At 51.1% G+C, this 20,828-nt stretch carries 17 protein-coding genes; 11 read left to right on the plus strand and 6 right to left on the minus strand.

The features are described 5' to 3' along the window. Positions 1-7 precede the first annotated feature (7 nt). The 4 genes from FYJ24_RS10750 to FYJ24_RS10765 all read left to right on the plus strand — a co-directional run bounded on the left by FYJ24_RS10750 (position 8) and on the right by FYJ24_RS10765 (position 3,481). Complete coding sequence (locus tag FYJ24_RS10750) at positions 8-850, plus strand: gamma-glutamyl-gamma-aminobutyrate hydrolase family protein (RefSeq protein ID WP_154546265.1); 843 nt, start codon at positions 8-10, stop codon at positions 848-850. 113 nt (positions 851-963) lie between these two features. Further along, positions 964-1,959 (plus strand): glutamate ABC transporter substrate-binding protein, encoded by a 996-nt coding sequence (locus FYJ24_RS10755; protein ID WP_154546267.1) that lies wholly within the window; start codon positions 964-966, stop codon positions 1,957-1,959. 41 nt (positions 1,960-2,000) lie between these two features. Next, complete coding sequence (locus tag FYJ24_RS10760) at positions 2,001-2,642, plus strand: amino acid ABC transporter permease (protein ID WP_154546268.1); 642 nt, start codon at positions 2,001-2,003, stop codon at positions 2,640-2,642. Next, complete coding sequence (locus tag FYJ24_RS10765; RefSeq protein ID WP_154546270.1) at positions 2,639-3,481, plus strand: amino acid ABC transporter permease; 843 nt, start codon at positions 2,639-2,641, stop codon at positions 3,479-3,481. The genes FYJ24_RS10760 and FYJ24_RS10765 overlap by 4 nt, the downstream gene beginning before the upstream one ends. Positions 3,482-3,504: 23 nt before the next feature. Here the strand turns inward: FYJ24_RS10765 and FYJ24_RS10770 are convergent, their stop codons facing one another. After that, positions 3,505-6,861, minus strand: coding sequence for an ABC transporter ATP-binding protein/permease (locus FYJ24_RS10770; RefSeq protein ID WP_318656664.1), 3,357 nt, complete (start codon positions 6,859-6,861; stop codon positions 3,505-3,507). 99 nt (positions 6,862-6,960) lie between these two features. Next, positions 6,961-8,241, minus strand: coding sequence for a TetR/AcrR family transcriptional regulator (locus FYJ24_RS10775; RefSeq protein WP_154546272.1), 1,281 nt, complete (start codon positions 8,239-8,241; stop codon positions 6,961-6,963). A 351-nt stretch (positions 8,242-8,592) separates the two neighbouring features. On the opposite strand from FYJ24_RS10775, the gene FYJ24_RS10780 reads away from it, so the two are divergent. The 3 genes from FYJ24_RS10780 (at position 8,593) to FYJ24_RS10790 (ending at position 9,778) form a co-directional block, all read left to right on the plus strand. Further along, a complete protein-coding gene (locus FYJ24_RS10780; RefSeq protein WP_154546274.1) occupies positions 8,593-8,850 on the plus strand; it encodes a hypothetical protein in 258 nt (85 codons plus the stop codon). Positions 8,851-8,964: 114 nt separating this feature from the next. After that, on the plus strand, positions 8,965-9,216 hold the full coding sequence (locus FYJ24_RS10785; RefSeq protein WP_154546276.1) for a class II aldolase/adducin head domain-containing protein: 252 nt from the start codon (positions 8,965-8,967) through the stop codon (positions 9,214-9,216). Positions 9,217-9,487: 271 nt separating this feature from the next. After that, positions 9,488-9,778, plus strand: coding sequence for a PGPGW domain-containing protein (locus FYJ24_RS10790; RefSeq protein WP_154546278.1), 291 nt, complete (start codon positions 9,488-9,490; stop codon positions 9,776-9,778). On the opposite strand, the gene FYJ24_RS10795 is transcribed toward FYJ24_RS10790, so the two are convergent. The 3 genes from FYJ24_RS10795 to rmuC all read right to left on the minus strand — a co-directional run bounded on the left by FYJ24_RS10795 (position 9,768) and on the right by rmuC (position 12,871). Beyond that, a complete protein-coding gene (locus FYJ24_RS10795) occupies positions 9,768-10,379 on the minus strand; it encodes a signal peptidase I (RefSeq protein WP_154546280.1) in 612 nt (203 codons plus the stop codon). The genes FYJ24_RS10790 and FYJ24_RS10795 overlap by 11 nt on opposite strands. Before the next feature lie 7 nt (positions 10,380-10,386). Next, complete coding sequence (locus tag FYJ24_RS10800) at positions 10,387-10,932, minus strand: hypothetical protein (protein WP_154546282.1); 546 nt, start codon at positions 10,930-10,932, stop codon at positions 10,387-10,389. A 352-nt stretch (positions 10,933-11,284) separates the two neighbouring features. Then, positions 11,285-12,871, minus strand: a complete 1,587-nt coding sequence (gene rmuC / locus FYJ24_RS10805) for a DNA recombination protein RmuC (protein WP_206192668.1) — start codon at positions 12,869-12,871, stop codon at positions 11,285-11,287. 100 nt (positions 12,872-12,971) lie between these two features. Here rmuC and FYJ24_RS10810 point away from each other — a divergent pair, with 100 nt between their 5' ends. Further along, the gene (locus tag FYJ24_RS10810) at positions 12,972-13,574 is read left to right on the plus strand and encodes a YdcF family protein (RefSeq protein WP_154546284.1); all 603 of its coding nucleotides are present in this window, start codon (positions 12,972-12,974) and stop codon (positions 13,572-13,574) included. On the opposite strand, the gene FYJ24_RS10815 is transcribed toward FYJ24_RS10810, so the two are convergent. Further along, a complete protein-coding gene (locus FYJ24_RS10815; RefSeq protein ID WP_318656665.1) occupies positions 13,571-17,245 on the minus strand; it encodes a multifunctional oxoglutarate decarboxylase/oxoglutarate dehydrogenase thiamine pyrophosphate-binding subunit/dihydrolipoyllysine-residue succinyltransferase subunit in 3,675 nt (1,224 codons plus the stop codon). The genes FYJ24_RS10810 and FYJ24_RS10815 overlap by 4 nt on opposite strands. A gap of 269 nt (positions 17,246-17,514) precedes the next feature. On the opposite strand from FYJ24_RS10815, the gene FYJ24_RS10820 reads away from it, so the two are divergent. From FYJ24_RS10820 to FYJ24_RS10830, 3 genes are read left to right on the plus strand one after another with little or no spacing between them, the layout of a single operon-like run. Further along, entirely contained in the window at positions 17,515-18,819 is a 1,305-nt protein-coding gene (locus FYJ24_RS10820; RefSeq protein WP_154546300.1) for a hemolysin family protein, read from the plus strand. Beyond that, positions 18,816-19,856 (plus strand): hemolysin family protein, encoded by a 1,041-nt coding sequence (locus FYJ24_RS10825; protein ID WP_154546286.1) that lies wholly within the window; start codon positions 18,816-18,818, stop codon positions 19,854-19,856. Before FYJ24_RS10820 ends, FYJ24_RS10825 begins: the two co-directional genes overlap by 4 nt. Positions 19,857-19,895: 39 nt before the next feature. After that, entirely contained in the window at positions 19,896-20,672 is a 777-nt protein-coding gene (locus tag FYJ24_RS10830; protein WP_318656666.1) for a glycerophosphodiester phosphodiesterase family protein, read from the plus strand. Positions 20,673-20,828 lie beyond the last annotated feature (156 nt).

The raw sequence follows: 20,828 nt of genomic DNA on the forward strand, positions 1-20,828 counted from the left end.
TGGAGGCTTGTCCCGCATCTCGGACTTCGACGAGAAAGACTCACGTGCAGAAGCTAAGTTCGAGACCATGGTTGCACAGCGAATTTCCAGGCCGACACTACTCGTGTCCGGGGTATCGGAAAACCGCTCGGCAAATCCGCGAGAAACCGAACTCACGAGACGCCTTGTAGGAAGAGTCCTGCAAGTAGCCAATGACTCATGGAACGTTGTGGTCAGCTGGGCTGAAAAAGACGGAGTTGATGGAGTCTTGGCTCATCTTGACGATGCTGATGCTGTAGTTGTGTTGGGTGGTCCGGATATAGCACCTGAGCACTACCAGGGAACCTCACCGTATCCTCATGAAGATTCCCACTATCCAGTGAGTGATAATGCCCAGCTGGCACTAGTGCGCACCTCTATTGAACGTGACATTCCCATTATGGGAATCTGTCGAGGCTTACAGGTTATGAACGTGGCCTTAGGGGGATCCTTGATTCAACACTTAGACAGTGGTGGGCATATGAATCCTCGCCTCCTAGAGAGTTTTTCTTTTGCCAGGCACGAAGTTACTTTTGATTCCTCTGTGGCACTCGGGGCGGCATTACGGGAAGCGTCCGGTTCTGATCGTGCAACCATTCATAGTGCTCACCATCAGGCAATTGGAACCTTGGCGGACTCCCTTGTTGTAGCTGCCCGCAGTGACGACGGAATAATTGAGGCCATACAGCACCGCAGCGCTGCGGCTGTTGCTGTTCAATGGCACCCAGAAGACCCTGATGCAGATGACACGATTCTTCGTGCTCTATTGGTTTATCTAGGTCAGGGTTGTTGTATGTGTATGTCAAACTCCCGCATGCTTGCAGTTGCCTGATCTTCACATATCTGGTTTCCGCATTCGGGGCCAGACGTGGAGCACAGTCTATGTTCGGCCTGGGGGAAGCCAACTCGCATTAAACGAATAATCTCTACCCTTAGGAGAAAATCATGAAACCAATCGTGAAACATGGACGTGTAAAGTTGCTTAGTGCCCTCACAGTCGCCGTATTTGCCGGAGCCCTGACGATGACAGCATGTTCATCAGGTACGGATGCTCCAACCAGTGCAACCGCTTCAGGCGGAGATACACAAACCAGCAGCGGAGAAGGCTTTACGAGTGGAGACGAGGCGTACGATTCTCTTGTCAATGCGGGACCGGTAGCCGACGATGCCACTATCGCCGCGAGTGAGTGGGCCACAAAGATAAAGGAATCAGGTGTTCTTCGTGTAGGCGGCACTGAAACATCTGAACTCTTCTCTCACCTGGATCCAGCTACAGGTGTCGTCACTGGCTTTGACGCGGGTTTATCACAGCTCTTGGCCCGATATATTCTTGGCGATGCATCGAAGATTGATCTGACTCAGGTCAGTGTCGATACACGCGAAGAGCTCTTAGTCAATGGTCAAGTAGACGTAGTCTTTGCTACATACTCCATTACACCTGAGCGTCTGGAACGCATAGACTTTGCTGGACCTTATTACTCTTCGGCCGCAGCCATCTTGGTCAAGAAAGACAACGAGGACATCAAAGGGCTTGAGGACCTGGCAGGCAAGAATGTTGCCACTCAAGCGGGATCCACTGGGGTCACCACTATTGAGACTTTTGCGCCCGAAGCTGCTATTGTTGCTCTTCCCGATCATGCTCAGGCAGTCCAGGCCGTCCAACAGGGGCGTGCTGATGCTTATGTTGTCGATCAAACCTTACTTCTCAATGCCGTCGTCCAAAATGACGATTTAAAAGTTGTTGGAGAGCCTTTCGGCGACGAAGACCTTTACGGAATTGGTATCCAGTCGGACACGGATGGTGCGGAATTTGTCAATGAATGGTTGCAGAAGGTGGTCGACGACGGAAGCTGGTTGAAGCTTTGGCAGCTCACCATCGGTGATCGTACTGGTGTGCTGTCTGAGCCAACACCTCCAGTCATCGGTGCTCAGAGTAAATAACAGGTAATGTAGCCCAATCACACCATGGAAGCGGTGATGCAATGAGTCTGTGGGAGTACCGAGACCAGTTTCTCTCGGGTTTAGGAGTTACGGTTGAGCTCACTGCTTTTGCCTTCCTAGGGGCAGTGCTGATTGGTACTTTCATGGCGACGTGCAGAATCAGCCCGATTGCGCCATTGCGCGTGGTCGGGCTGGTGTACGTTGAAATCTTCCGCAATGTTCCTCTCATGAGCCTCATCATCGTTGTCGTGTACGCACTGCCTGAGATCGGAATTGTCTGGAGCTACAAGACATGTGTCATTGTCGCTATGCTCCTCGTAGGCGGTTCATTTCTGTGCGAGGCGATTAGAAGCGGAGTGGCAGGTGTCCCTGCGGGCCAGATAGAAGCAGCACGGTCACTGGGCATGACTTTTTATGGGGTGATGTCCAATGTGGTTCTACCACAAGCCTTTCGTTCCATGGTGCAGCCGATGGTGACCGTCTTTATCGGTATTCTTCTCAGTTCGTCTCTCGCTGGAGTGGTCGGTGTCAATGACCTCACGGCCACCGTTTCCTATATCAACAACCGTGAAGCCAAGGGCCTTCTAACTTTCATGGTTGCAGCGGTTGTTTACCTGATTCTGTCACTTTTGGCGGGCTTGGTGGGGGACCGGCTTGAACGCAGATTGCGGGTGTTGCGATGACGGCGACTGTACTTTTTGACGCACCGGGGCCCAAAGCACAACGCCGTATACGGGTACTGACAGTTCTCTCATCTGTGGCGATTGTTGCTTTGATTGCGTATGCTATCTATCTTTTTGGTGCGAATGGACAACTGGCCCCCGATAAGTGGGACGAGTTCACTCAGTGGCCTATTATCCGTTTTCTTCTGGGTGGGTTAGGTCATACGCTTCTTGCCGCTTCGGTAGCAGCAGCAATAGCGCTGCCGCTGGGCTTGTTGTTGGCATTGGCACGCCTCAGCACTCTTAAACCACTTCACTGGCTTGGAGTGACGCTCGTCGAGTTCTTTCGCTCCATTCCGCTTCTGCTTCTTATCTACATTTTCTTCATTGCGCTACCCAAATATGGGATTAACCCTGATCTTTTTTGGAAACTCGTGATTCCTATCGGATTGTGCTCCGGTGCGACCATCGCCGAAGTCTTTAGAGCTGGAGTATTGGCTTTGCCCAAGGGGCAGAGTGAAGCAGCTGAGGCGATTGGTATGACTCGCGCTCAAACATTCCGTTATGTTGTATTTCCTCAAGCGGTCCGCTTAGTACTACCGTCTCTTTTGGCTCAAGTAGTCATTCTTCTCAAAGACACGACCTTAGGTTACGTAGTAAGCTACTCTGAACTGCAATTCAGCGCAAAAGTTCTTGTGTCATCAACCGGAAACTTGATTCAAACGTACTTGGTTGTGACTGTCGTGTACATTCTGGTCAACCTTGCGATTTCCCGTACTGCCGAGCTATGGAGTAGACGTCAGGAACGCCGGTATCTTAAAGCGGGCCAAGGATTGCCACTCGAGGCAACAACTCAATAAATGATATTTTCCTTTTGACTCCGTTATTCGCTGCGTAATGCCTCTACAGGGTCACGCCGTGATGCAGCGGATGAGGGGATGAGTCCGGCTAGGAATGTAAGTCCCATACTCACCGCGATGAGAATGGCCCCCGCTGCAAAGGGAAGTTGTGCAACATTCGCAATACCGAATTTTGCATAGACAATTGTATTGGCGGGTATAGTCATCAATAGGGTGACCAGAATCCCTATTGCCCCCGCGACGAATCCTACGATCAGAGTCTCAGCGTTAAAGACACGTCGAATATCACGTTTTGAAGCACCGATCGATCGCAGGATTCCAATCTCTTTCTTTCGCTCAAGGACCGAAATATAGGTAATTACACCGATCATGATAGAAGAAACCACTAATGAAATAGCTACGAAAGCTACCAGAACATAGCTGGTGACGTTGACGATTGTGGTGACTGAAGACATGAGGGTTCCGACAATGTCGGTGTAAGTGATGACTTTGTCATCATCCCCCGATGACTCCATCTGTGCGTTGTAATCATCAAGGATTTCAATGATTTTGCCTTTGCCTTCAAAATCTTTGGGGTAAATGTCGATATTTGAGGGCTTGGCTAGATCTGCATAGTTGAGTTTGGCTAGGTTTGTGTCGAGAGAAGCTGGCTCAGTTACCATCATCGAGGCCATGAGCTCCGCCAACTGCTTCTCATCCATATTGAATGAGAATGCAGCTTGGAAGGCTTCTTCGTCAATCCCCATTGCCGACGACATATTTGCTGCAAGTTGCCCCATGGTCTGCTCCATAGCACCACCAATTTGGGACTCTAAAGCGGGAACCATTTGGCTAGAAATCTGCGATGAGATTGCTTCCATAGCTTGGCTCATATACTGACTCATTGCCGCCTGCATCTGGCTAGCCATGGCGGCTGATCGAGTCTGTAACTGTTGTGATATCTGTTGGGAAATGCTGGCGACCAACTGGTCAACAAGAATACCGCCAGCACTCTCGAGGTCTGCAATGATAGGTGCAGCAGCATCTTCAGCGCCTTTTAGCAGCTCTTGTCCTTCCGGCGTTTCTAGATAAAGCGGGAAATTGGTTGCCGGATCCAATAAGCAGGCTGGCCCACCGGTTACCGGAGACGCGCAATAGGCTCTATATCCTTTAAGTAATGCTTGTGATGCGTCGCTTATTGCTGCTTGATCAGTCTCACTGATATCGATTCCCTGTGCGGCGGCCTCGAAATCTAAGCTGGCAAGAATCTTGTCAGTGTCAATGGCTCCAGCCATGTCACCCAGGTCCATCGAAGAGAAGAGGTCTTCCATCTTAAGCTCGGGAAGTGAGGTTGGGTCTAACGTTAGGTTCGGCATGGAAAACTCCAAAGCCGAAGTATCGATACTCAAAGCTGACTCATCAAAGGTGAAAGCATTGGCAATTGCATCTTCATCTATCGTCATGAGTGACGACATATCAAAGTTTTCACGGGCCGGATTAGCTTCCTCATCGGCAAAAGAGCGTCCTGTGAACACATTGATGCGCGGATGCGCCAATTGCTGCTTGACAATGGGGGTCTGTGCAGACTGCTTGATGAGATGATGGGTGAGTGCAGAAGTGTAATAGATACCAGGGGATAGCGCAGTTGCAGTGACGCCTTCTTTCGCCTTAACGATCCCAGAAACCCGAAGGGTCTCGCCCTTTTCAACAAGGTTGTTGACGTATTTTTCATCGGCACTTTTGTCTGTCCACACCTTGTAAGTGGGGTCGTATTCAAAGTAGTCAGCTGAATTTACCAGGGTAAAGGAAACGCCCATGACATCTTCGTACGATAGTGGTGCTCCCACCTCGGGAACCTCCACAGGATCCTTATTGACTATCTGCTTGACCATCGCATCCAGCTCTGCGCCATCGCGCAAACCCATTGCATACATCATAAAGTCGCTCATACCGCCGCTGGAAGTCAAAACAACAAGCACTTCATCAGGTTCACTAGGCCAGTCACCGGCAACAACATCATATTGAGCAGAAACAACGCTGGTGTCATCGACTAGAGGGTAGAAGACACTGGTGCTCATCGCCTCGGACATGAAAGAAGCCGAACCCGCGCTTCCAATACCTAGCGAAGCAAATGATGAATCGGGATTAACCTTTCGTATTGCATTGGACGGACTCTTCACATAGATCTGAGGAGTCACATTGTATGAGTATTGGATGGCATTGGTGTATTGATCAATTCCGTCGCCATCAGCATCCAGGAACTGTTTGAGAGCTGCAAGATCATTAGAACCGATCGAATCAAACATTTTCGCAGCCATTTGAATCTCGGTGACCTCGCCTTCACTGGCGTCGCTGTCGCTATCTCCCATATCGGTGGCTGTGGCCATGAGAGATGTGAGATCAAGACCCTGATTGCGAATGCTCAAAGGGTAGACGGAGAGGGTGTCTTCTTCGATCGACTTAATGTAGTTATTCACCCCGTTGGCGAGTGCCAAAATCGCTGCAATCCCAATGATTCCGATGCTGCCAGCAAAGGCCGTCATTAGAGTACGGCCCTTTTTTGTCATGAGGTTGTTGAAAGAAAGGGCAATCGCAGTCAAGAAAGACATTGAAGTCTTCCGCGAAGACTGGTCGGATGTGTTTAACGTTTCCGTATCGAGTATTACCGGATTGGAATCAGACGAAATATGACCGTCTTTGAGGCTAACGATGCGGGTGGCATATTCTTCAGCTAACTCAGGATTATGCGTCACCATGACGACGAGTCGGTCTTGCGCGATCTGCGTGAGTAGATCCATGATCTGTTCACTAGTTTGTGAATCTAGTGCGCCTGTTGGCTCATCGGCTAAGACAATTTCGGGATCATTGATCAGAGCGCGTGCGATCGCCACACGTTGCATCTGGCCGCCAGAGAGCTGGCTTGGTTTCTTGTTGACATGATCAGCCAAGCCGACTTCTTCCAATGCCTGCATAGCCCTAGCGCGGCGCTCGCTGCGAGATACTCCAGAAAGCGTTAGTGCTAGCTCAACATTAGCTAAAACCGTTTGGTGGGGGATGAGGTTGTAGCTTTGGAAGACAAAACCAATACGATTATTGCGGTAAGTGTCCCAGTCACGATCTCTATAGGCAGATGTCTCAACCCCATCGATTATAAGATTTCCAGAATCATAGTGGTCTAGTCCCCCGACAATGTTGAGTAGGGTCGTTTTTCCCGATCCTGATGGGCCAAGGATGGCTACGAACTCATTGTCGCGAAAGGTGATCGAAACATTATCAAGTGCAACTTGCGTAAAGTCGCCGGTTGAATAGGACTTTCGCACATTGCGCACTTCCAGCATAAAACCCCCATTGATGCGTTGATGCGCCTGAATCGGAGTAGGAAGAACGCGGTGTGGGATCAAACGCGAACCTCAGGCTGCAGATATTGGCTAGGTAAAAACTTTAGCACGCCTTATTAACTAAGTTTTCTGGGAGTCATCTTCCGAATTCTATTCGGAGGTTTAAGCTCCTTCTGCCAAGAGGCCGTCGTCGAGGTCTGGCTCAAGTGGAAGCGATAGATTTACCGCTTCTAGCTCCTCTTTACTCAGCGGCGGCACCATCACTTGGTTGACATATTCAGCTAAGGCCCCGGAGATAGAAGTATCCTGTTTCAGTGCCCAGCGAATTTGTGCGCCATCCCATACAGCCGACCATAACCGTCCCTGAATAATAGGGTCGAGATCAGACCGTAGTTCTCCAACTTCGGATAGTCCTTCAAAGATGAGGTCGTTGATCGCGAAAAGTGAGTTCTTGCGTTCCGTGAAGAACTCGTGAAATGGTGTATTGGTCTGGAAAGAGCGCGTCATGAGGGAAGTAAACAGGCGGATGAGACCAGGAATCTCCATGGACTGCTGGGTGTGGATAAGGCCGTCAACGACCGCTGCTCGCGGAGTGGGGGGTACCCCCAGTGCTGTGAGTACCATGTCACGGCGTTGAAGTACTGCTTTGAGAAGGTCATTTTTTGAGGGGAAATACCTCAGTAGAGCTGGGTGGGTGATTCCTAGCGTCCCGGCAATGCTGCGTAGGCTTCCACCTACGTATCCTGCATCCCCAAATACTTGCATGGCTGCATTGAGTATTTTTCGCTGGCGAGGATCTTCTGGCACTCGTCCCGCTTCGAAACGTTCGAGTCCTTGGAATGCTCTGGGGGCATCTTCGTCCCATGTTGGAGGAGCCTTTTCGCACACGCCAGAGAGAGCAGGAAAGTCATTGACATCAGCCAAAGCTAAGTATGCGTCTTTGAGCATGAGCGGCACATCAATGCGAGCGTTGTAAAGCCAGTCTACGGAAAGTCCTTCCCACGCATCGGCCATGAGCTGAGGGAAACGGATTTCTGGAAGAGCTTTTTGAATACCTTCTTTTAGATCGTTCAGTGTCTGTTCGGCCTGTTTGCGAGTTGGGTGACCGATGGTGGATGCTTCGGCGGTGATGACTGCTCGCATCGCAATGTCTGTCCTGATACGAGCCTGGGCACGCCAAATCTTATAGAGTCGAGTAACCGAATCTGAGCCCTCACCGATGGCAAAAGTATCTATGACCCGTTTGCATGATTGTTCGAAAGCGGCGAGAAGGAGGTCAGCTTTTGTGGCGAAATAGTGGGCAATTCCAGCTTGTGAATATCCCGTGTACTCGGTGATTGTGCGCATGCTGGCACCGTCATAACCGAAAGTGATGAATGCAAGCGTGGCGCCGTCAAGGATGCGTTGTCGTGGTGATGTCGCATCCGTTTCCTGCACCGCCATAGTGACTGTCTCCTCTTCGTCGTGTCCACCGCCCCGCAACAGTTACTACCTCCGCGCAAGAAGTAGTCAATAGCATTCTATCCATCGAACTGGACAAAAGAGTTGTGAATATTAGTGAACTTTGACTATTTGTGCCGGTGATGAGTTTGTTAACGGTGTTATCTGAGGTGTTCAGTGGCTCTGGTGGAAGCTAGAGCACTCAATAGGCCATCGATAATGATTGTGTATAGCTTTCAGATCGCTTTCAAATTGGTACATTCTACTTTCAAATATGTGTATTGCGAGCCATGGTACAGAAAGAAACAATCAATCCATCGATTGCAGGATGAACGCCCGTAGAAAGACAAATACATGGGAACAGCATCTTTTTTAGGCGAGGTACTCGAGTCAATATCACCTGCCATTCGTCGTCTCAACGACATTGGTGCGGTTTGGGTCGGAGCTGGCAACATTTCTCCGGTTTTTGACTGGAATGTTGATCTCAGCGACTATTTTCCGCAGCAAGAAGAAATAGAACTCCCATTCTTGTTGCTAGCTTTGACGTCACAGGTTCAAGATTGCGCTTACGTGATCTGGCTTGAAATCTCCAAAATAATTCGGGTGTGGTAAGTAGTCCATGAGGGAGGGGAAACAGGAACACTCCATTTTCGGCGAACAGGTAATTTAGACGACCACATCAGAATTTAACTTGCTTTGGTAGTCCACGAAGACCAGATTTAGGCTATGGGAATTCCCTTACGTTCTGTGATTCACACTCAGCTGTCCCGCCTGGTGATGGAGTCACATATCCCTAAGTATGCGTCGACACAAGCAATCAATAAAGCAGTACTTCGCTACGATCCCGAAACTATAGTGCAAGTGCGTGAGGGAGTAGGCTTTTTACCATTCATGATTCAGAGTTCGGATGAGCTGATGCGTGCCAATGTTGAAGGTTTGCGTGAGTGCCGAATCGTTTGGGGGCAAAATGTGGGGTGATGGCTCGGTCGGATGCGCCTCCACCGCACGCATGCGGCCGCGTCAAACATGCGGATACCGTTGCAATGTATGAGTCTATGAATCTTCAGGTTGGTGGGAATGGACAAGGTTTCACTACTATTGAAACCAGGTCTATTGAGTAGGTGCTGCAGTTTCTCTTCTATGCCTATCACAGTGTTCTAAATCCTGTGGCAGTGAGAAATATGTCGCCGGGACACTGTTTTATTCGAGGGGATGCGTAGGGGGCTGAGGTGATGAGTAGAATAAAACAATGGCAGAACCACAGAGGATTCTGAGCGTTGCAAGAGAAGCAATCCGCAAACAGCCGCGACTCAACCAGGCCTATCGGGCATCCGTTGGGATGATTGGCGGAGGAACCGTAGCGCTGGGCGTGGTACTAATGCCTTTGCCTGGTCCTGGTTCGCTTATCGCACTAGGTGGTCTTGGAATCCTCAGCAGTGAGTTTGAAAGTGCAGCCAAGGCGCGCCGTTTTGCCATAAAAACAGGTAAAGCTGCGATACGGCAGGGAAAGAGATTCTGGGAATCTCGTTCTACGCGGTAGCCTTCTTGTGATGACCTGCGGGTGGCATTTTTCTGGTAGTGGCTTTCGACGGTTGTGATTCACTGGGAAATAAGCCCAATAAGAGCAGTGCAAAAATACCCACCATTGCTGGTACTAGCACTTGAGGGCGCAGAAGATATGCGGCGACGTATCCACCGCCAGATACGGTCAAAGCAGGGGTCCAGGCGATGTCGCCCCGTTCGTACACGTAGGGGAAGGGGTCTTCGACTGCGTTGGCATCTCCCTTCATCTGAACGATGACGGAATCATCACTGACGTCGACGGATGTCACTCGGTGCGTGACATATTCTTGCTTTTGCAAGCCCACCAGTGAAGCAATATCCCCGGCTTTCAGATCTTCCACATGCTTTGGAAGTGCAAAGATGAGGTCGCCAGTATTAATCTGTGGTGACATCGAACCCGACACGACAATGAGTGGCTGGACCAGTCGAAAATAATGAGCTACCCACAAAGTTCCAGCACAAAGGCCAACTACTCCAAGAAATAGTAGCGCTGCATTTGCGAGTGAACGGACAAGCCGCATGACAATTTCTCGATTCTCACATGTTGATAGGGACGCAGGAAAATGTTCTGCATCCATAGTGCTACTACGGAGCGACGGTTGAACCGACTATCTTGACGATGATATTTCCCTTTTCCCCTTGTGCGGCGGAAGTAAGTGAATCATCAGCAGCTACAGTTATTTTGATGGTAGCTGTCTCATTGGGACTGAGAACTTGAGTGCCTGCAGAGCTGAGAGATGCATTGACAGTGAGTTCTTCCCCGCCGACCGTAAATAAGTCACCCTTCCCCTGAGCGGAAACATCCAATAAAGCGTCGTTGGCCGAGAAGTTTTTCACCATCAGATCGGTTGTGTATGTTCCTCCGGGGACGATGTTACTAAAAACATTAGGATCTACTGCAAATTCGATTGCTGAGTCTGCAGTTTGGCCTTCATGCCAAGTGACTCCATCAACAGATCCTTTAAGGTCAAAATCTTGTGTATCTGCTTGAGCAGAAAACCACACGTTGTCGGTCCAGGCGGCTGTGGTTACTGCAGCACCGATCCCGGTTACGGCAAGCCCTGCTAATGCAAAACGCCACCAGAGTACACGCTTCTTATTCTTATCCTTTTTGTCGACATGCTTTGCCATAGCGCAACCCAACTTTCCCCGAAAATTCCCCAGAACACGGCTCCTCTTAGAACCACGTCCCTACGCAGATAATCATGGCGAATGTTATTCGCTCACGCAGAGTATTCGACTTGCTCGTGCTCAAGATCATGAAAGTATTTCAAGTTTTGAGAGTTTATAACAAAAAGACGCAGAGCTGGGACCGGCTATAAGTAACTGCCCTTCCCGAGGGGATTTGATTCTTGAAATGGGAGAGAGCGCTCAACAGTTGAAATTAAAAATGTATTAGATAACGATTTTGGTCTTGTTTTTTTAACATTACTGGTGTGTTTAGCCGTCAGAAATAACGACGTTGTGGCGGTCGAACTCATTCTCAGTCTGCATTAATCGATTCGATTCCAGCAGCTTGGGCCAAACTAGTGACGATAGTTTCTTCGGAATGCTCAGTGAGTTCGGCAGTGGCGAGCTTCCTGCGGATTTGTCGGGTCCGAACTCCTGCGTTCTTCACTGTATTTTGGGCTGTCGCTAGTTGGCGTTCGAGCTTTTCCCAAACATGGCTATATTTCTCGAATTCGTCTTTTGCAGCTTCCAGTACCTTCCACACTTCTGAGGAACGCTTCTCAATGGCAAGGGTTCTAAAGCCCATTTGGAGACTGTTGAGCAATGCCATGAGTGTCGTTGGGCCAGTAATCATGACGCGGTGTTTTTGTTGAATTTCGCTTGCAAGGCCGGGAATCCGCATAGCTTCGGCAAATAGACCTTCTGTAGGTAGGTACATAAGAGCAAAATCTGTCGAATACGGATGACAGATGTATTTTGAACTGATGATCTTGGCTTGAAGTAAGAGTGCTGCTTTTAGCTCAGTGGTTGATGTTGCCACATCGTCCAACTGGGCATTTTCCTGGGCCTGAAGGAGTCTTTCGTAGCTTTCCTGAGGAAACTTTGAGTCTATTGGGAGATAGAGCGGACGTTCATCATCTTTTCCTGGCATGACGATAGCGAACTCCACCCGTTCACGAGAATGCGGATCTATCGCAACATTTTCAGCGTATTGTCCTGGGCTGAGAAAGTCTTCAAGCTGGCGGCTTAGCTGAACTTCTCCCCACGTGCCGCGACTCTTCACGTTAGACAGAACCCGTTTGAGCCCCCCTACATCGCTGGCAAGAGTCTTCATTTCTCCCAGTCCTTGTTGGACTTGCTCAAGGCGTTCGCTGACCAACTTGAATGACTCGCCGAGTCTTCTTTCCAAAGTACTTTGGAGTTTTTCGTCGACAGTAGCGCGCATTTTTTCGAGTTGAGCTTCGTTATTGACACGCACTTTCTCCATCTCTCCATTTAAAGATTCTTTGACCTCATTGAGGCGGCGGCTGGTCTTTTCTGCCATCTCTTCAACTTGCTGGGAGTTGCGTGTGAGGGCTTCGCTCAAGCTGGTCTGTAGCTTTTCCCCGACTTCTGTGCGAATGCGTTCAAGTTCAACCGCATTGGCTGTGCGCAGCTTATCCAGGCTCTCAGCCAATGTGGCTGCTAACTGCGTGTGTTTTTCGGCGGTAGATTCTGAAAGCGCTTGGAGGCTCTTATGCAGTTCGATGGATAGGTTACTGTGCTGCTGCATCAACGATTTTCGTAATTCGGTACTGGATAGATCGAGGCGTTCCAATCGGTCTGAGAGAATTGCTAGGAGTTCTTGGCGAGTTTGCGCCTCGCTTGTTGCTCTTCGGCCGCGTTCTTGAGCTTCTGCTTGGGTGAGGGAATCCAGCCGCATTGCCACAGTTCGCTCTAAGGATTCAATCCGTTCTCTTTGCTGCGATGCGGCGGACTCGATGCGCATATGTATGCCGGTGAGTCCGGTGGTATCTGCAGTGCTATAGGCACGATCAGAACTATTGCGACGCATAATGATGAGAGCCGCGATAGTGGCAGCCAAGTTGGTTGCTGCCAGGATAGTGATTAGAACTAACATTGCGCTCCGTCAGTGAATTGTCGTATATCTACTTGCTGCAAACATGGTAAGTGGTAGCTGCGACAAGTGAAGTGAGTGAGCTTGAGGCTATCCTGGGGTGGTGGTCAAACGCGGGCGGATGAGACTGTGGCGAATTGCCGTATTGATATGTGTGGGAATACTGGTGGCGTCCTTAGGTTTAGCACAATGGGTAATCTGGAATCCCCGTATCGATAGGCCCGGTAGTGCGGACGCGATCCTTGTTTTGGCCTACTCCGATGACCGTCAACAAAAGGGTCGCGAGGTTGCGGCTGAGGGAGTATCTGAAAACCTTGTGGTGTCACAATCGCGTTTGGTTCGCCGCATGCAAGATCCCAACGAACCCAAGAAATTCCCTTCCGGTGCGTGGTTTGAGGAATGCGGAAAAGAATATCAGGACTATACGGCGCATTGCATAGAACCTCATCCAAACACTACAGCAGGTGAAGTCGCCGCATTCGTAGAACTGGCCAAGAAACATGACTGGGATTCAGTAGTGGTCGTCACCGAAAGGTCGCATCTCACGCGAGCGCTTCTCGATATGGAACGCTGTTTTCCCGGCACCGTGTACGGTGTTGCCAGTGAGCCTCATACTTCCTGGCAACACACGGTATACCGCAGTTTCTACGAAATGGGAGCATTCCTCAAAGACTGGATCGTGAGTCCCACCTGTGAGGTCTACTAGCTTCCCACTGCCTCGGCAAGAATATCCTCACGCTGGGCGCGATGCACCCACGCAAGGCCGGTCGAAGGAGAAGCGGAGGCAGGACGCGAAACCAGCTGCACCCGCAGCCCCAGCTCGGGGAAAAGATTCAGCGCCAAGAAAGGCCACGCACCCTGATTGGCAGGCTCATCTTGAACCCAGAAAAGATCAGCGTCACCAAATGGCTCCAGAGCATTGCTGATTTCATCAAGTGGAAGCGGATAGAACTGTTCCAACCTGATAATTGCAATATCATTGATCCCTAGCTCTTTGCGTCTAGCAGCCAAATCGTAATAGATGCGACCCGAACAGAGAATCACGCGGCGCGCCTGCTTCACCTCGTTCTCAGCCAACACAGGTTCAAAAGAACCGGTGGTAAAGGATGAAATATCTGAAGCTGCCGCAGACAAACGCAACAGTTGCTTAGGTGTGAACTCAATAAGAGGTTTTCGAGGTCGCTGATAGGCCTGTTTGCGCAGTAGATGGAAATGATTGGCTGGCGTCGAAGGCTGACAAATTCGCATATTGTCTTCAGCCGCAAGCTGCAAGAACCGTTCGATTCGAGCTGAAGAATGGTCAGGGCCTTGGCCCTCATAACCATGCGGAAGTAACATGACCAGTGAAGTTAGCTGTCCCCACTTTTGTTCCGCTGAGGAAACGAACTCGTCAATAACAGTCTGTGCACCATTGACAAAATCGCCAAATTGGGCCTCCCACAGCACCAGAGCATCAGGGCGTTCTACCGAATAGCCATATTCGAATGCAAGCGGTGCATACTCAGAAAGAGGAGAGTCAAAGATTTGGAAAGGAGCCTGGTCTTCTGTCAAAAAATCGAGGGGAGTGAACTCACGTCCGTCCTTTGAATCATGCAAAGTGGCATGCCGCTGAACGAAGGTGGCGCGGCGTGCGTCTTGCCCAGAAAAGCGCACAGGAACACCGTCCATCACCAAGGTTCCCAATGCAAGGAGCTCGGCAAAACCCCAATCGACAGGAACTTCACCTCGAGACATTGCGAGACGTTTATGAGCAAGCTGGCGGAGCTTCTTGTGTGGGGTGAATCCCGGAGGGAATGAAGTATATGCCTCTCCGATACGCTCAAGCTGCGTGGCAGGAGCCGCCGTCGACCAACCGATCATCATCCCATGTCCGGGGCGCTGGGATTGCGGTATCTCTAATCCATGACGGTCACGTTCATCAGGGGTATACCCATATTCGCGCGTCTCTTCGAGGATCGCGGTGAGATCGTCTTGATATTGTTGCTGGAACGTTTCGGCTTCTTCAACTGTGATGTCGCCTCGTCCAACAAGATTACGCATATACACTTCGCGGGTTGATGGGAGCCGATTGATCAGCTCATACATTACCGGCTGTGTCATGGACGGATCGTCCCCCTCATTGTGTCCTCGACGCCGGTAACACACCAGGTCAATGAGTACATCCTTGTTGAACTCTTCACGATATCGGAATGCCAAGCTTGCCATCCGCCAGACCGACTCGGGGTCATCGGCATTGACATGGAAGATGGGAATCTGCATCCCCTTAGCGAGATCCGTGGGGTAACGAGTCGAACGCCCCGAGGTGGGTCCAGTCGTGAAGCCTATCTGGTTATTGACTATCACGTGGAGAGTCCCACCAGTACGGAAGCCTTCTAGCTGACTCATATTGAAAGTCTCATAGACAACGCCCTGGCCGATAAACGCAGCATCGCCGTGAATCAATATAGGAAGGACAGGAAAGGAGGGATCGCCAAGTTCATCCTGTTTGGCCCGGACAATGCCTTCTAGGACACCATCGGCAGCTTCAAGGTGAGACGGATTAGCGGCCAGATAGACTTTTGTTGCAACGCCATCATCGAGTGAGTACACACCTTCAGTACCGAGGTGGTATTTCACGTCGCCTGATCCTAGCTGCACACTAGTTTGCTGTCCTTCAAACTCGGAAAAAATCTGAGCGTAGGACTTTCCAGCGATATTGGCCAACACATTGAGGCGCCCACGATGAGCCATGCCGATGGCAACCTCATGCAAGCCCGCGCGCGCGGCAGATGCCAGAACCTCGTCGAGAAGAGGGATCAGTGATTCTCCACCCTCAAGTGAGAATCGTTTCTGACCAACGTACTTGGTTTGCAGGAACTCTTCGAAAGCTTCTGCAGCAGTGAGAGTGGAGAGAATCTGCTTTTGTTGCTCAGAACTTGGCTTTTGGTAAGGCAATTCGATTTCTTTTTGAAGCCACAGGCGCTGAGCAGGGTCTTGAATGTGCATGTACTCGATACCGACACTGCGAGTGTAGGTATCACGCAAGCGGCGCAGTATTTCTCGAAGCCGCATTTGGGGAACGCCGCCGAACCCTCCGGTAGGAAAAATCCGATCCAGGTCCCAGACAGAAAGACCATACCGTCCAATCTCCAAATCAGGATGTTGACGTACCCGATATGAAAGAGGATCAGTGTCGGCCGCCAAATGTCCGCGTGAGCGGTACGCATGGATCAGCTCGACGATACGAGCGGGCTTCCCCTTTTCTCGTTCGGAGTCGTAGAGGCGATCCTTCTCCCAATGATACGGAGGGTAAGGAACCTGAAGTGCCTCAAAGACGCGGTCGTAGAATCCGTCCTCGCCAGTAATCTTCCGAGCGAAAACACGCAGGAACTCACCCGAACCAGCACCTTGGATAACCCGGTGATCATAAGTGGACGTGACGTACATAGTTTTGCCGATTCCTAGCTCTGCTAGGCGATCGAGAGGCACACCTGCCCAATCTGCCGGGTAGTCAGTCGCGCCGATCCCTACAATAACTCCCTGTCCAGGCATCAAGCGAGGAACAGAATGAGTGGTTCCCAAAGTGCCTGGATTTGTCAGGCTCACCGTAACTCCAGAAAAGTCTGCGGCCTGGAGTTCTCCGCGCCGAGCCCGCGAAATCAAATCGTCGCATGCTGCGCGAAATTCGGGGAATGTCATCGTGTCTGCTTCTTGGATCACAGGAACCATGAGGGATCGCGTTCCGTCGCTTCGAGGAACGTCGACAGCCATGCCTAGACCAACATGAGCAAATTTTTCGATAGAAGGTTTACCGTCGTTATCGAGGTAGCGAACATTCATCGACGGCGACTCGACCATCGCCTCGACCAGGGCATACCCCAGCAAGTGTGTGAAAGATACCTTGCCGCCAACCGTGCGCTCCAAATGAGCGTTAATCACAGCCCGGTTTTCGATCAACAATTTAGCCGCAACTTGGCGTGCTGAAGTGGCGGTTGGAACGGCAAGTGAAGCCTCCATGTTCTTCACAACTGCGCGTGCCGCGCCCTTAAGTCTTTCTACCTGTGCATCTTGTTGGCCTTGCGCGAGGTCGGCGGCTACCTGCAGGGTGCTATGCCGAGTATAAGGAGATGTGGCTGCTTCCAGCCGTGTGGGGGGAGCAGGCGGTAGATCTGATCTTTCCACAGACACCACGTTCGCTGTTGGAGGTGAGGCAGCTGCTGGGTCGTGATCTTCGGCGCTAAAACTTGTTTCGACCGCTGGGGTTGCCTTGCCAGGTTGGAAATCTGAGAAATACTGTGCCCACGAAGGGTCAACTGATTGTGGGTCTACCTGATAGGCCTCGAACATTTGCGTAACATACCATTCGTTGGGGCCCCACTGCTGGGAATTTGCTGGCACCTGCTCGTCTCCTCTGAATCGCTGGGCCTAACGAAGACAAGTCTAGGCCTCTTGTCCCATGTCGGCCACCGGATCTGGCACGTGTCCTTACTAATAGAGGCGTAAAGTGGCCTGAGAAAGCCAAAGCGAGTGGATCCACCGACATTGATGAAATAAGTAAGTAAGATTCTTCTTGAAATAACGTGCACGCGTGTCCAAGGTACATGTATTATGTCCGATCATGGACTACGACAGTAGATGCCCCCGATCAGAGGGGGACCCGCCACATGCTGGCTGACATATTGCTCATTATTCTGGGGATATTACTTACTTTTGGAACTGCCGTATTTGTTGCAGCAGAGTTCTCTCTGGTGGCTTTGGATCAGGCCAGCGTTGAACGAAAAATCCAAGATGGAGACAAACGCCTCGGGTCGGTAATGAAAGCGCTCAAGTCGTTATCGACACAGCTTTCTGGCGCCCAGGTGGGAATTACCCTCACGACAATTCTGTTGGGCTACACCACGCAAGTTGCACTCAATGATCTCTTCACTTCACTCTTTGGTAGTTGGGGCCTGGCGTTCGCGGCATCGGTGACCGTCGCAACGCTCTTTTCTGCCATCCTTGTCAACGGCTTTTCAATGCTGTTCGGTGAGCTGGTTCCAAAGAATATGGCGCTTGCGGATCCGTTGCATGCGGCGCGCCTGGTTGCTCCTTTGCAGATGGGATTCACCTGGCTTTTCAAACCCGTAATTGTCGTCCTCAACGGCACAGCCAATGCGATCTTACACATGATGGGGATCGAGCCTAAGGAAGAGATTTCGTCGGCACGATCTGCATCTGAGCTTGCCGCCCTAGTGCAGCATAGTGCGGAGGAGGGCACTCTTGACGCCGTGACTGCCGAGATTTTCACGAAGTCAATCACGATGGAAGAGCTCACTGCGGTAGATGTCATGACAGACCGCGGTCGGATGGTCTATCTGCCCGAAGATGCTACTGCCGCCGACCTGGTTGACCTAGCGAGGACCACAGGCCATTCCAGGTTTCCGGTAATCGGAGAAAACAGCGACGACGTAATCGGGCTGGCTTCTGTGCGCAGGGCCGTGGGAGTGCCATATGACAAGCGTTCTGAGGTTCCGGTTACCTCATCGTCTCTGAGTATCGAACCTGCAAGAGTCCCTGAAACGATGCGTTTGGCGCCGCTACTTGTTCAACTTCGTGATGAAGGGATGCAGATGGCGGTGGTTGTTGATGAATATGGCGGGACCGCTGGAATCGTCACGTTAGAAGATGTTGTTGAAGAAATTGTAGGAGAGGTTTCTGACGAACATGATCGTAGGCGGCTGGGCATCAAGAGCCTGCCTGACGGAACCTTTCAGGTCCCCGGTACTCTGCGTCCAGATGAGCTGCAAGCACAGACAGGAATCAAAGTTCCTGAGGACGGTCCGTACGAGACGATAGCTGGGCTGGTAATGGAACAGCTAGGACGAATCCCAGCAGTAGGAGACACCGTCGAAATATCGGATGTGACACTGGAAGTGACAGGCATGGTGGGGCGCCGCATTTCCCGAGTTACGGTGAAAGGCGGTCAGGAATGAGTCCTGCATGGGGTCTTACAATCACCGTGCTGCTATTGGCGGTTAATGCATTCTTTGTTGCTGCAGAGTTTGCTGTTACTTCTTCAAGGCGCTCACAGATTGAACCGCTGGTTGAGGAGGGCAAACGGGGTGCAAAGCAGGCCATGTATGCTCTGCAACATGTTTCTTTGATGCTGGCGATCTGTCAGCTGGGTATCACAGTCATGTCCACCTCACTGGGCGTCATTGCAGAGCCAGCACTTGCACACCTCCTGGAGGTCCCCTTGGCTGCGCTGGGTTTTTCAGCTGCTGCCGTCCATGCAGTTGCCTTTATCGTTGCATTGCTGATCGTGCTTTTCCTTCACGTCGTTTTCGGTGAGATGGTGCCCAAGAACATTTCTATCGCCTCCTCGGCCAAGGCTTTACTGTGGTTGGCACCGCCCTTGGTGTCCATCGGTCGACTACTTCGGCCCATCGTCAGTGCCATGGACCACATGGCAAACTGGTTCCTGCGTCTTTTTGGAATCCAACCCTCGTCAGAGATTGCCGCTACCTTCACAGTTGATGAGGTAGAAAATATCGTCAAGCTTTCTCAAAAGGAAGGCAAGCTGCAGGACGAATTGGGGTTGCTTTCCGGCACTCTGGAGTTTTCCCGGGAACGGGCAGGGGATGCAATGGTGTCATTAGAGGATTTGCGGACACTGCCGGTAACCTCGACCCCGGCGGAAATCGAATTGGCTGTGGCACGCACTGGTTTTTCCCGGTTCCCCTTAGTTGATGAGGAGGGAGAACTAGCTGGCTATATTCACCTCAAAGATGTTCTTTATGCCGAGGGGGATGAGAGAGATCGTCCGGTGACGTCATGGAGAATCAGGCCTCTAGAGACGCAACCTGTCGATGCGGAGATCGAAGATACTATGAAGTTCATGCAAGTTTCCGGTCTTCATATGGTGAAGGTCATTGATGACGGAACCGTGCGTGGCGTGCTGTTTTTGGAAGATATTCTGGAGCAGCTGGTGGGTGAGGTGAGGGATTCTTTGCAAAGGTCGTCGTCGTAAGTGATAATCTCGATCTAGATTCTCTATTGGGAGGTGCCTGTGATTCCAGTCGCTGCCGATCCGTATCCTCTTGCCATCGCCCATAGGGGCGGGGGGCAGGAAGCTGCAGAGAACTCTTTTACTGCTTTCACCCACATGCGATCATTAGGGCTGCGTTTCCTTGAGACAGATGCTCAGCTAACAGCAGATGGTGTCGTTGTCCTCAATCATGATGAGACTCTTGACCGCACGTTCGATGGCGAAGGCAAGATCGCTGAAATGACCTATGGGGAGATTCTTCGGTATCGAAATGAAGCGGGGGAACAAATGCCGCGCCTCGTTGACGCCCTAGAACAATACCCCGATATGTATTTCAACATTGACGCCAAGTGCGATGAGGTTGTTGATCCGCTGCTAGAGACTCTCACCGATCTTGATGCTTTTGGTCGAGTACTCCTTGCGTCTTTTTCAGAAAAACGTCTCAATCGGATTCGTGCGGTAGGGTCCCCAGAACTCACTACTTCACTAGGCGTGCCTGCAGTGGTACGACTGATGCTAGCTTCAGAGACTGTATCTGCAGCAGATACGTGGCGTGTTGACGGCCCTGCCCAGCATGTTCGCGCGGTCCAAGTCCCTGAAAAAATGCGTGGAATTAGGGTAGTCAATCCACGGTTTGTTGCCACAGCGCACACGGCAGGACTGGCCGTCCATGTGTGGACGGTCAATGATCCTGATGCGATGGTGCGTTTGCTCGACTGGGGGGTCGACGGCCTGATTACTGATAGGCCTACGATGTTGCGGGAAATTCTCAGAGCTCGCGGCCAGTGGCAGGAATAGCTGTCGCTATTTTCTCGCGATAGGCCAGGCCTGACTTCTGACGCGGCTAGTGCCCCGGTTCGGTCTTGAGGTAGTGGCGGAACTCTTCGGGGATATGGCTGGGTAGCGTTTGCTGGGTCCCGGCGATCTCGATTGTGACATCGCATAAGGGTTTGA

Source organism: Scrofimicrobium canadense (assembly GCF_009696615.1).
Taxonomy (GTDB): Bacteria; Actinomycetota; Actinomycetes; order Actinomycetales; family Actinomycetaceae; genus Scrofimicrobium; species Scrofimicrobium canadense.